Origin of the sequence: Salinibacterium sp. NK8237 (genome assembly GCF_015864955.1) — a bacterium.
GTDB lineage: Bacteria > Actinomycetota > Actinomycetes > Actinomycetales > Microbacteriaceae > Rhodoglobus.
Genome location: NZ_JADYWE010000001.1, coordinates 1,805,765 through 1,817,516 on the forward strand (window position 1 = coordinate 1,805,765; position 11,752 = coordinate 1,817,516).

Here is an 11,752-nt window from a genome sequence, read left to right on the forward strand (position 1 = left end):
CCATGAGCCCGTTGCCCGTTCAACCACTGAGCCCCCTCGATGGCCGCTACCGGCCTGCCGTTTCGGCGTTGGGGGAGTACCTCTCGGAGGCAGGCCTCAACCGGGCCCGCGTGCATGTTGAAGTCGAATGGCTGATTTTCCTCACGAGCAAGAGCCTGTTCGGTTCGAGCCCGCTGAGCGCCGACCAGGTCACCGCCCTGCGCGCCTTCGCCACCGATTTTGGCCAAGAGCAGATCGATGAACTCGCTCGCCTCGAAGCCACCACCCGCCACGACGTCAAGGCCGTCGAGTACCTGGTGCGCGCCAAGCTCGACGAGCTCGGTCTCAACGCGATCGCTGAACTCACTCACTTCGCCGCCACCAGCGAAGACATCAACAACCTCTCCTACGCACTCACCATCTCGGATGCCGTGCGCGAAGTCTGGCTGCCCAAGTTCCGTATCGTGCTCGATGCGCTTCGCGCGCAGTCCGAGCTCATGCGCGACAACGCGATGCTCGCTCACACCCACGGTCAGCCGGCGACGCCGACCACCATGGGCAAGGAGTTCGCGGTCTTCGTGTACCGTCTCGACCGCATCCTGACTCGCATTGAGGGCATCAGTTACCTCGGCAAGTTCAGCGGAGCGACAGGCACGTTTGCTGCTCACCTCGCTGCAGACCCCGAGCAGAATTGGCCTGCCCTCTCGAAGGAGTTCGTGGAGTCCCTCGGGCTCGACTGGAACCCGCTGACCACGCAGATCGAATCGCACGACTGGCAAGTGGAGCTGTACCAGGCCACCAGCCACGCGAACCGCGTGCTGCACAACCTCTGCACTGACGTGTGGTCGTACATTTCGATGGGCTACTTCCGCCAGATTCCGCAGGCGGGCGCAACCGGTTCGTCGACGATGCCGCACAAGATCAACCCGATCCGCTTCGAGAACGCCGAAGCCAACCTCGAGCTCTCGAGCGCTCTTCTCGAGTCGCTCGCTCAGACTCTCGTGACTTCACGACTTCAGCGCGACCTCACCGACTCCACGACGCAGCGCAACGTGGGTGTCGCTTACGGTCACTCGCTGCTCGCTCTCGACAATATCCAGCGCGGCCTCAAGGAGATCGCCCTCAATCCTGTTGCTCTCGACGCTGATCTCGACAGCAACTGGGAGATCCTCGGCGAGGCCATCCAGACGGTCATTCGCGCCGAGGTTACCGCTGGCCGCAGCACCATCAGCGACCCCTACGCCATCCTCAAGGAACTCACGCGCGGCAAGCGCATCAACTCCGTCGACCTCACCGAGTTCATCTCGGGGCTCGACATTGGTGCGGATGCCAAGGCTCGCCTGCAGGCGCTCACGCCGGCGACCTATGTCGGCCTTGCCAGCTCGCTCGTCGACTACCTCGGCGACACCAAGTAGTTGCTCTGCAGAAGGCCGGTCTCTTCGCGGAGGCCGGCCTTCTGCGTCCCCCCGCTGCCTTCGGCACAGACCCCTAGTAGTACACGGCCAGTGCGCCGTTGGGGCCATCAATGACCTGCACCGGGGTATCGAAAATCTGGGTGAGCACAGCATCCGTCATGATCTCCCCTGGAGCACCGAACTCGACTACCTGGCCGTTCTTGACCGCACAGATGTGGTCGGCGTAGTGCCCCGCAAAGTTGATGTCGTGAAGCACGATGATGATGGTGCGGCCGAGTTCTTGAGCGGCCCGCTTGAGGTGCTGCATCATCTGAACTGAGTGCTTCATGTCGAGGTTGTTGAGGGGCTCATCGAGCAGCACGTATTCGGTGTCTTGCGCGAGCACCATGGCAACGTAGGCGCGTTGGCGTTGCCCACCCGAAAGCTCGTCGAGGTAGCGGTCTTGCAGGCCCTCAAGGTTCAGAAAGTTGATGGAGTTGTTGATCGCCACCTCATCCGCTTCGGTCAGTCGCCCTTGCGAATACGGGAAGCGACTGAATCCCACGAGCTGACGCACCGTGAGCCGGGCGATGAAGTGGTTCTCTTGCCGCAGGATCGCGATGATCTTGGCGAGGTCTTTCGACTTAGTCTTCGCGACGTCGTAGCCCGCGACCTCGATGTGACCGGAGTCGATCCCAAGCAGGCGGCCAACCATCGTTAGCAGCGTGGATTTGCCCGCACCGTTCGGGCCCACCAGTGCGGTGATTCCGCCCTCGGGAATCGTGAGGTCGACGGGACCAATGGTCACATCGTGCCCGTAGCTTTTGCCCACATTGCTCAGGGTGATCACAGTCGTCCCTTTCTCAGTATGACGATGAGGAAGACGGTTCCTCCGACAAGTTCAACGATGATCGAGACCACTCCTTGGGCGTAGAACAGGTTCTTCATCACGAAGTACGCGCCGCCCAAGACCACGAATCCGGCCAACACCGCGATCGGGAAGATATGGCGATGGTCGTAGGTGTCCGCGAATTGATAGGCGAGCGTCGCGACCAGGAAGCCAAAGAAGGTCATCGGGCCGACGAGTGACGTGGAGACCGCCATCAGAATCGATACGAAGAACAGCACGCGCATGATCTCGAAGCGGTAGCTGATTCCTAAGTTGGTGGCGGTGTCAGAACCCAGGGCGACGATATTGAGGCGTCGGCCCTGCGAAAGCAGGAAGGTTCCGGCCACCAGGCAAAGCACTAGCGAAATCGGCAGGTAGCTGGCATCCGCATTGGAGATGGACCCGAACAGGCGGGCCGTCAGGATGTCGAACTCACTGGGCGTGAGCAGGCGCTGCATGAACGTCGAGACTGCTCCCAGCCCGCCGCCGATCACAATGCCGACCAGCAGCATGATCTGCAGGTTGCCGTACTTTCCCGTGAGCAACCAGCCGTACAGCAGCAGCGAGAGCCCCACCATTAGGGCGATCTGAAGCAAGAACTGGGGGAGACCCTGCAGGGCGACGATGCCGCTGATACCCAAGAAGTACACCGCAGAGGTCTGCACCGCCACATACAGCGACTCGAAACCCATGATGGATGGCGTGAGAATCCGGTTGTTCGTCACCGTCTGAAAACTCACGGTTGCAATCGCCTGACAGAAGGCCACGACCGCAATCACGATCACGTTGGTGGCGCGCAGCTCAGCGATGAGCCAGAACCCTTCCGTACCCACCGGCATCGGGTTGTTCCAGGCGAGCAGGCCAAACCCGATCGCCAGAGCAAGCACGCTCAGGATGCTGAGGAGCGTCCAGTAGCGTCGTCGAGACCGCGCGGTGGGGAACGGCCCCGTCACGCCCGGCGAGCCAGCGGCGATAGTCGGCGTCTCCTGCGCATCCACGGGACTATGCACGACGGCGCTGCTTCAACAGGAGGGCAATGAAGACGATCGCACCCACGACGCCCAAGATGAGCGACACGGGAACTTCGAACGGCATGATGATCGTTCTCCCGACGATGTCGCATACGGTCACGATGGCGATGCCGAGCAGGCACACCCAGGGGAGGTTGCTGCGCAGGTCATCGCCGCGGAACATCGACACGATATTCGGCACGATGAGCCCGAGGAACGGGAGGTTGCCGACGACGACGGTCACTACCCCCGTTGCTACAGCGATCAGTCCGGTGCCCAACAGCAAGATCTGGTTGTAGTTGAGACCAACACTGGTCGCGATGTCTTGCCCCAAGCCTGCGACGGTGAGTCGGTCAGCGAAGATAAAGATCACAATGACGACCACGGCGACGATCCACAGCGGCTCGTACTGACCGCGAATCACCGAGGTGAAACTGCCAGCGAACCACACGGCAAGGCTCTGCAGGCTGTCTGTCGCCAGCGCTACATACGTCGAGACTGCGCCAACAACGGATCCCAACATGATGCCGACGATGGGAACGATGAGCGACGACCGCAGTGTCACCCGGCGCAAGAAGAGAAAGAACACCGCGGTTCCGATAAATGCGGCAAGCACCGCGCCGCCCATGCGGGCAAGGATGGTCGCACCCGGGAAGAGGATCGTCACCGTCAGCAAACCAAGGCCCGCCCACTCGGTGGTTCCGGTTGTGGTCGGCTCGACGAAACGATTCTGGGTAAGCAGCTGCATCACTAGTCCGCTCATGGCCATCGCCGCTCCGGCGAGCACGAGAGCGACGGTCCGCGGTACGCGCGTGATCGCGAACATCTGCTGCCCGTCATCCGCCCCAAAGATGTCGTAGACGCCGGTGAAAAGTGAGACCACCAGAAGAAGTGCCACGCCAACGGCAGCAAGAATTAGCTTTCCGTCGATAAGGCTGGCAGCCTTCGCGGCCCGCCGTGGAGCTAAGAGTGAAGTCATCCGGTTACGTAGGTGTTCCTCGTAGTGGGCGATACCCGTTCAGCGCTGCACCCGCCCGCAGTGGGTCAGATGCAGCGCCGAACGGCGAGACCGATGCTAGTTGCCGGCTTCTAAGGCGTCAGCAAGAGCGTTGAAGAACTCTGTGTAGGTCTGGATGCCTTCGTTCAGATAGGTGTCTGCCGGCATGTACACGAGGTTGTCCTCTTGCACCGCGGTGACACCGGCGAGTGCCTCGGAGTTTTCGAGAACTTCACTGCCCTGCACGTAGGTCGGGTCATCGGCGAGAATCGCGGCGTCCCGGTCCATCACAAGGATCCAGTCCGGGTTCGAGTCGGCGATGGCTTCAACCGAAATGTCGTCGCCCTGGTGGTCTTCGCTGCTGTCATCGACTTCAAGAGCTGCGGTGAAGTCGAAGATGTCGAAGAGCGGGCCTAGCGTACGGCCGACGCTGGGGGCCGAGTAGCCGATCTCGCCACCGGACGTGATGACGGCCATGACGGAGTCATCGGAGTCGTAGGCTGCGTTCACTCGCTCGATTGCGGCGTCAAGGTCAGCGTTGAGCTGAGCGGCTTCGGTCTGCTTACCGAAAATCTCGCCAAGGACAGTGGTTTGGCGCTTCAGCTCATCGTCGAAAGGCTCGCCTTCACGGGGGTCAAGCTCGACGATCGTGGCATCGGGCACTAGCTTGGCGAAGTCGTCGTGGAACTGCGCGAAACGCTGTCCGTTAATGATGACCTCGGGCTGGGCGACAACGATGGCCTCGAGGTCGGGCTCACCGTGGTTGCCCAAGTCGATGATCGAGTCATCCTCGGTGTAGGGGTTCGTGCTTGGCATGAGGGCGACGGCACCCGCGCTGAGCTCGATGCCCCAGGCTGCGAGCGTTTCGAAAGTACGGTTGTCGGTGGCGACGACTGACGTCAACGGGGTTTCGACTGACTGGGCGCCGTTGTTGTCTTCGAATTGAACAGTCGCTTCCGCGGCGCTGTCACTTGAATCTGCAGTTTCGGTCGCTGCGGTGCTGCAGGCGGTCAGTGCCAGAGCTAGCACTCCAACGAGTGCTCCGTGCCGAGTGCGTGAGAATTTCATGGTGTCCTTATGTTCGGGCGACCAGATACGGTCAGGCGTAAAAACGCAACACTCGCTGCAGCGAGTGTTGCTTAGGTAAGCCTAACCTTAATAATCACTGAGCGTCAAAGGAACCATGAGCGGATAGCGCCGCAGCCGGCGCGCGACAGAGACGCCCGAGAGAGCGCCTCACGCGGGCCGTTACCGCGTCGCCAAATCACACCGATCGGCTAGCGCCCTGGGGCAGTGCGGCAGAGTCGAGAATGAAAACGAGCGGCGCTGGGATTTCTAGTGCGAGGCGTCGCGGTCCTGCTCATCCATGTCAAGAAGTTCGTCTTTGTCGGGACGCACGGCGAGCACGAGCATCGCAATAACGACAAGCGAGACGATGAACGCGACCCCGGTGAAGATCAGAGCGAGCATCAGCTCACGAGTCGACATGAACACCACGAGACCGGCGAACAGCCCGAAAATCGCAGAAAGGCCGAGAATTTCAGCTGGACGCGTGCGGTCACGCTTATCTGGGGAGGCCACTATTCTTCTTTCTCTTGCACGGCTGCGGTAACGACGTCATGATCAGTTCGACTCCACTTGAGCGAGAGCGCCGCGATCACTAGGTACACACCAAGAATGGCCCAATAAGCTCCAAGAAGACCGACCACCACAATGGATGACGTGAGCTCGCGGTCGATTCCGTCGGGTCCGGTGTAGGGCTGGCTGAATCCCGGTGGCACGAGCAGCACGACGAGCGCGAGTAGCGCGGTCAGCCCGCCGACGAAAATCCAGTCGCGGGATGAGGCGTCGCGGCCCCGGCTGCGAAGCCCGAGGTAGAGCTCAAGGAAGCCGGTGATCGCGGCAAACGCGGTCAACAGGAAAACGAAGTAAGCCTGCCCGCCATCGGAGGCAATGAACGCCGCGACTGCGGTGGCGATGGAGAGTGCGCCCTGCGTGATCGTGAGATTGCGGGCGATCCCATGGTGCCGTGAAAGCACGCTTGCGGTCAGGAGCACAGCACCGACGATGAGGGTGAAGCTCGCGAGGGTCACTAGGCCCAGACGCGACGAGTGGTCGGCGGAGAAGGTAATGACAATGGCCAGAACGATGGCGGGAATAGCGCGAGCTAGCGGCACGTACCACGCAGTGGATGCCGGCAGCGGCTCAGCGTGAGCACTAGTCAAGCGATCGCCTTCTTTCTCAACAAGCGGATGCTTCTAGTGTAGGCCGCTTGTGGCAGTCCCCTGTCGGAGACGCCGGCCAAACGCGCTTACGACCCTGGCGGCAGATCGACGAAGCGCGAGAAGTGTCCGTGGAAGCCCACGGTGACGGTGCGGGTCGGCCCGTTGCGGTGCTTGGCAATGATCAGGTCGGCCTCCCCGGCGCGGGGGCTGTCTGCTTCGTACGCGCTTTCACGGTGAAGCAGAATCACCATGTCGGCGTCTTGCTCGAGCGATCCCGATTCACGAAGGTCGGAGAGCGCTGGCTTCTTGTCGGCTCGCTGCTCAGGTCCACGGTTCAGCTGGGAGATAGCAATAACGGGAACTTCAAGTTCTTTGGCGAGCAACTTGAGCGCACGCGAGAATTCGCTGACCTCTTGCTGACGGGATTCGACTTTCTTACCGCTCGTCATAAGCTGCAGGTAGTCGATGATGACCATGCGCAGGCCAACTTTTTGCTTAAGTCGACGACACTTAGCGCGAATCTCCACGAGGGTCATGTTGGGGCTGTCATCGATATACAGCGGAGCATCATTAATGCGACCACGCGTCTGAGCGATCGTGGTCCAGTCGTTGGCATGCACCGAACCCTTACGCATGTGCTGCAACGGAACGCTGGCTTCTGCCGAAAGCAGTCGCATAGCGATTTCGCTTCGACCCATTTCTAGCGAGAACACAATCGATGGCAAATCATGGTGAATGGATGCTGCGCGAGCGAAGTCCAAACCCAGCGTCGACTTACCGATAGCTGGTCGCGCGGCCAAAATGATCAGCTGCCCGGGGTGTAGCCCGTTGGTGAGTTCATCGAGCTCAGCGAATCCGGTGGGAACACCGATCATCTGACCGTCGCGGCCGCGAGCCGCTTCGATTTCATCGATTGCGCTCTCGACCGCGGTCGTGAGGGGCACGTAGTCTTCGGTTTCGACTCCGCCGGTTACGGAGTAGATCTCGGCCTGCGCGTTGTTGACGAGGTCGAGCACTTCGCCTTCGCTGGCATAACCCATCTGTACGATGCGGGTGCCTGCTTCAACAAGGCGGCGAAGAACAGCCTTTTCGGTGACGATCGTCGCATAGAAGCCGGCGTTGGCTGCAGTCGGAACGATGCCAGTGAGCGTGTGAAGGTACTCGACTCCACCGGCGCGGGAAAGTTCACCCGTCTTTGTTAGCTCATCGGTGACAGCGATAACGTCGGTGGGCTCGCCGTGCGAGTACAGGGTGAGCACGGCGTTGAAGATGGTCTCGTGCTTGGGGACGTAGAAGTCGACTCCGCGCACGGTCTCGATAACGTCGGCGACGGCATCCTTGCTCAGGAGCATTCCACCAATAGCGCTCTGTTCGGCGAGGAGGTCGTGGGGAGGTACGCGATCACCGCGTGAGCTGCCTCGCGATTCGCCGGCTTGGCGCTCGTCGCCCGAAAGGCCTAGATGCGCGATCGACATGGTTTTCCTCCTAGTGGGGCATCTCTATTTATACGAGTAGCCCCTGACACTCGGGCGGGCTCCTCACTGGGACCCGCTCCAAGGCTGCTTTACCCTACGAAGCAGAATCAACTACCCACAACTGGGGATGTGTATAAACCTGTGTACAACTCGGGCGAAACGCCGGGTGCTGTGTGAACAACCTGTGGAAACATCTGTGGAAACAGCGGCACATATCTCGCAAATCTCCGGCCTGACCTGCACTTTTAGTTTTCATACACAGTGTGCAAAAACATGCCTAAACCAGAGATTGAGGGTTCCGTATTTTTCGTAATCCTGTGCATAAAAGGCTTGACAACAGTGCTTAAACAACAAGGACGACGAGCCGCCTGGCCCGCCGTCCTTGTGATGAAACAGTTACTTGCTAGCAACCACCTGAAGGGTGATCGTTGCAACGATGTCGTCGCGCAGACGAATCGTAGCTTCGTGATCTCCAACAGTCTTGATCGCCGACGAGATTTCGATCTTGCGCTTGTCGATATCGCCAAGTCCTGCAGCGGCAACAGCGTCAGCCACGTGAGCGGGCTTGACTGAACCGAACAGACGGCCTTCGCGACCAGCGGTAACGCTGAGCTTGACCTTGGTCGCCTGGAGGCGAGCCTTGAGGTCCTGAGCTTCTTCAAGCGTGGCGTGCTCGCGCGATGCGCGTGCTGCCTTGATGGACTCGACCTGCTTTTCGCCACCACGAGTCCACGCCACGGCAAAGCCCTGGGGGATGAGGTAGTTACGAGCGAAGCCGTTCTTTACGTCTACAACGTCGCCAGGCGCGCCGAGACCAGTCACTTCGTGAGTGAGGATGAGCTTTGACATGTCGGTGGCTCCTTAACGGCCTGCGCCGGCGTAGGGCAGCAATGCCATCTCACGGGCGTTCTTGACGGCCGTGGCGATGAGACGCTGCTCCTGAACGGAAACACCGGTGATACGACGGGCGCGGATCTTTCCACGCTCGGAGATGAACTTGCGAAGCGTAGCGACATCCTTGTAGTCGATAACGCCTACGCGGATCGACTTGGCTGGTGCGGCGTTCTTGCCGTCCTTGCCTTTGCGGATGGGCTTGCGGCGGTCGCCGCTGCTCTTTCCTGCCATGAGTGTTACTTCTTTCTGTAAATAAGACTGATCGTCGAGTGCCTAGAAAGGCGTCTCGTCGGAGTAGTTACCAGGGGTGTTCCATACGTCGCCGGATGAGGCTGCAGGAGCGCTAGCTGCCCACGGCTCTTCCTTTGCCTGGCCGCCGCCACCGTTGTTCTGCTGAACTCCACGAGGAGCCGAGCTGTCACGGGGGGCGCGGGTGATCTGCGTCGTTGCATAACGGAGGCTGGGACCGATTTCGTCGATCTCCAGTTCCATGCTCGTGCGCTTTTCGCCCTCTTTGGTTTCGTAGGAACGCTGACGAAGGCGACCCTGCGCAACAACGCGGGTTCCCTTGGTCAGTGAGCTGGCAACGTGCTCGGCGAATTCACGCCAGCAGGAAGCGCGGAGGAAAAGTGCTTCTCCGTCTTTCCACTCGTTGGATGCTCGATCGAAGGTGCGCGGCGTAGAGGCAATGGTGAAGTTAGCTACGGCAAGTCCGCCCTGCGTGTAACGCAGTTCGGGGTCCGCCGTGAGGTTCCCCACGACCGTAATGACTGTTTCGCCGGCCACGGTTACTTAGCTTCCGCTTCAGCCTTGGCTTCGTCAGCAGGAGCAGCAGGTGCGGCAGGAGCGGCAGGTGCCGGAGCAGCCTTTGCTTCTTCGGCAGGAGCCTTGGTTGCGGCTGCAGGAGTCTTTGCTGGAGCAGCAGCCTTGCGGGCGGCCTTCTCTTCAGCAACCTTCTTGGCAGCAGCTACCTGAGCGAACCCAGCTTCTGCACGCAGCACCTTGGTGCGCATAACAGCTTCGCTGAGTGAGAGTTGGCGGTCGAGCTCGTCTGTTGACTTGCTCTCTGCGGTGAAGTTGACGACGGCGTAGATGCCTTCGGTCTTCTTGTTGATCTCGTAGGCCAAACGACGGCGACCCCAAATATCGATGTTATCGATGGTGCCACCGTCATTGCGGATGACATTGAGGAACTTGTCGAGACTGGGAGCCACGGTGCGTTCGTCGATCTCTGGATCGAGGATGACCATGAGTTCGTACTGATGCGTCACAAACCCACCTCCTTCGGACTTAAACGGTTACAGACGGTCTGTAACAGGAGGGTGTTGACGTTCATCCGACGGCCTAAGGGCAGTCAGACAACCTGCCCAGTGTAGTTGCTTGGCACCCTAATACTCAAGGTGAGAAGAAAAGCCGCTTTCGCTAGCGGGCGTCTACTGGCGGGCAGCCCACCACGCGCGCAATCGCTTCTCTGCTTCCTCATCGCCGAGCGGTCCCTCATCAAGACGCAGGTCGAGCAAGAACTTGTACGCCTCGCCCACATCGCGACTGGGCTTGAGGCCGAGGATCGCCATGATCTGCTCACCGTCAAGATCGGGACGAACTGCAGCAACTCCCTCTGCCTCAGCGATAGCCGCGATGCGGTCTTCGAGATCGTCGTAGGCAAAAGACAGTCGGTCGGCCTTGCGCACATTGCGCGTGGTGACATCCGCCCGCGTAATGATGTGGAGACGTTCGAGTTGGTCACCGGCATCCCGAACGTAACGGCGCACGGCCGAATCGGTCCAGGCGCCCTCGGTGTAGCCAAAGAACCGTAGATGCAATTCAATAAGGCGCGCCACCGACGTGATGGTCTCCTTGTCGAAGCGCAGTGCACGCAAACGCTTCGTCGCGAGCTTCGCTCCCACAACATCGTGGTGGTGGAAAGTAACAACGCCGCCGCGCTCGATTTTGCGGGTCGATGGCTTTCCAATGTCGTGCAAAAGCGCAGCAAGACGCAGAATCAGGTCGGGGCCTTCAATGCCGGGGCGACTCTTTTCAAGATCGATCGCCTGACGCAACACTGTAAGGGAGTGTTCGTAGACGTCCTTATGGTGAGCATGCTCATCCACTTCAAGCTTCAAGGCGGGCACTTCAGGCAACACTTGGTCGGCGAGGCCGGTTTCGACCATGAGGCGGATGCCCGGCACCGGGTCATCCGTCTTCAACAGTTTTGTCAACTCATCGCTGACACGCTCAACGCTCACGATGTCGAGGCGTGGAGCGAGCTGCTTCATCGCTGCGACAGTCGCGGGGGAGACCGTGAAACCAAGCTGCGACGTAAACCGTGCGGCACGCATCATCCGCAGCGGGTCATCACCAAAGGAGACCTCGGGGGAGCCCGGCGTTGTCAGCGTCTTGCTGAGGAGATGTTCCACGCCTCCCCACGGGTCGACGAGAACGCGCTCAGGCAGCCGAAGAGCCATCGCGTTCACGCTGAAGTCGCGACGCTCCAGATCTTTCTCGAGAGAATCACCGAACGCGACAACAGGCTTGCGGGTCGCACCGTCGTAACTATCGGCACGGTAGGTCGTAATCTCAACCGACTCACCATCGATGCGGGCAGCGATCGTGCCGAAGTCACGGCCGATATCCCACTGCGCTTCTGAAATCGGCTTCACCATGCGCATGATGTCATCGGGCATCGCATTGGTGGCAAAATCGAGATCGGTGACCTTGCGACCCAAGAACGCATCCCGCACCGGTCCACCCACCAGGGCGAGTTCGAAACCTTCAGCAGCGAAGCGCGCCGATAAGGTGGCTACGGGTTTAGAGTCGGCAAGCTTTCCGAGACTCTCGATCGCGTGGGCAACACTCTCCATGATGCGACTAGTTTCGCACGAGCAACGA

At 60.1% G+C, this 11,752-nt stretch carries 12 protein-coding genes and 1 pseudogene; 1 reads left to right on the forward strand and 12 read right to left on the reverse strand.

Translation table 11 applies throughout. The features are described from left to right. The first annotated feature begins 2 nt into the window (after nucleotides 1–2). Nucleotides 3–1,394 (forward strand): adenylosuccinate lyase, encoded by a 1,392-nt coding sequence (purB, locus tag I6E56_RS08730; protein WP_197137404.1) that lies wholly within the window; start codon nucleotides 3–5, stop codon nucleotides 1,392–1,394. 73 nt (nucleotides 1,395–1,467) lie between these two features. Here purB and I6E56_RS08735 read toward each other — a convergent pair whose 3' ends face one another. From I6E56_RS08735 to I6E56_RS08790, 12 genes and pseudogenes are all read right to left on the reverse strand, one after another. Next, nucleotides 1,468–2,223 carry an ABC transporter ATP-binding protein gene (locus I6E56_RS08735; protein WP_197137406.1) on the reverse strand — a complete coding sequence of 252 codons (756 nt, stop codon included), beginning with the start codon at nucleotides 2,221–2,223 and terminating at the stop codon, nucleotides 1,468–1,470. After that, nucleotides 2,220–3,272 carry an iron chelate uptake ABC transporter family permease subunit gene (locus I6E56_RS08740; protein WP_374061653.1) on the reverse strand — a complete coding sequence of 351 codons (1,053 nt, stop codon included), beginning with the start codon at nucleotides 3,270–3,272 and terminating at the stop codon, nucleotides 2,220–2,222. Before I6E56_RS08740 ends, I6E56_RS08735 begins: the two co-directional genes overlap by 4 nt. After that, complete coding sequence (locus I6E56_RS08745; RefSeq protein ID WP_197137407.1) at nucleotides 3,265–4,251, reverse strand: ABC transporter permease; 987 nt, start codon at nucleotides 4,249–4,251, stop codon at nucleotides 3,265–3,267. The genes I6E56_RS08740 and I6E56_RS08745 overlap by 8 nt, the downstream gene beginning before the upstream one ends. A gap of 96 nt (nucleotides 4,252–4,347) precedes the next feature. Next, a complete protein-coding gene (locus I6E56_RS08750; protein ID WP_197137408.1) occupies nucleotides 4,348–5,337 on the reverse strand; it encodes a siderophore ABC transporter substrate-binding protein in 990 nt (329 codons plus the stop codon). Nucleotides 5,338–5,604: 267 nt separating this feature from the next. Next, nucleotides 5,605–5,850 (reverse strand): hypothetical protein, encoded by a 246-nt coding sequence (locus I6E56_RS08755; protein WP_197137409.1) that lies wholly within the window; start codon nucleotides 5,848–5,850, stop codon nucleotides 5,605–5,607. Continuing rightward, complete coding sequence (locus tag I6E56_RS08760; RefSeq protein ID WP_197137410.1) at nucleotides 5,850–6,494, reverse strand: DUF308 domain-containing protein; 645 nt, start codon at nucleotides 6,492–6,494, stop codon at nucleotides 5,850–5,852. Before I6E56_RS08760 ends, I6E56_RS08755 begins: the two co-directional genes overlap by 1 nt. 86 nt (nucleotides 6,495–6,580) lie before the next feature. Beyond that, nucleotides 6,581–7,969, reverse strand: coding sequence for a replicative DNA helicase (gene dnaB / locus I6E56_RS08765; RefSeq protein ID WP_197137411.1), 1,389 nt, complete (start codon nucleotides 7,967–7,969; stop codon nucleotides 6,581–6,583). Nucleotides 7,970–8,365: 396 nt separating this feature from the next. After that, nucleotides 8,366–8,818: a 50S ribosomal protein L9 gene (gene rplI / locus I6E56_RS08770; RefSeq protein WP_197106865.1), complete on the reverse strand. Its 453-nt coding sequence runs from the start codon at nucleotides 8,816–8,818 to the stop codon at nucleotides 8,366–8,368. Nucleotides 8,819–8,830: 12 nt separating this feature from the next. Then, nucleotides 8,831–9,094, reverse strand: a complete 264-nt coding sequence (rpsR, locus tag I6E56_RS08775; RefSeq protein WP_009773575.1) for a 30S ribosomal protein S18 — start codon at nucleotides 9,092–9,094, stop codon at nucleotides 8,831–8,833. Between the two features lie 42 nt (nucleotides 9,095–9,136). Then, on the reverse strand, nucleotides 9,137–9,649 hold the full coding sequence (locus tag I6E56_RS08780; protein ID WP_197106866.1) for a single-stranded DNA-binding protein: 513 nt from the start codon (nucleotides 9,647–9,649) through the stop codon (nucleotides 9,137–9,139). A gap of 122 nt (nucleotides 9,650–9,771) precedes the next feature. Then, nucleotides 9,772–10,113, reverse strand: a pseudogene (gene rpsF, locus I6E56_RS08785) (30S ribosomal protein S6); the annotation flags it as partial. Between the two features lie 183 nt (nucleotides 10,114–10,296). Next, on the reverse strand, nucleotides 10,297–11,724 hold the full coding sequence (locus I6E56_RS08790) for a CCA tRNA nucleotidyltransferase (RefSeq protein ID WP_197137414.1): 1,428 nt from the start codon (nucleotides 11,722–11,724) through the stop codon (nucleotides 10,297–10,299). Nucleotides 11,725–11,752 lie beyond the last annotated feature (28 nt).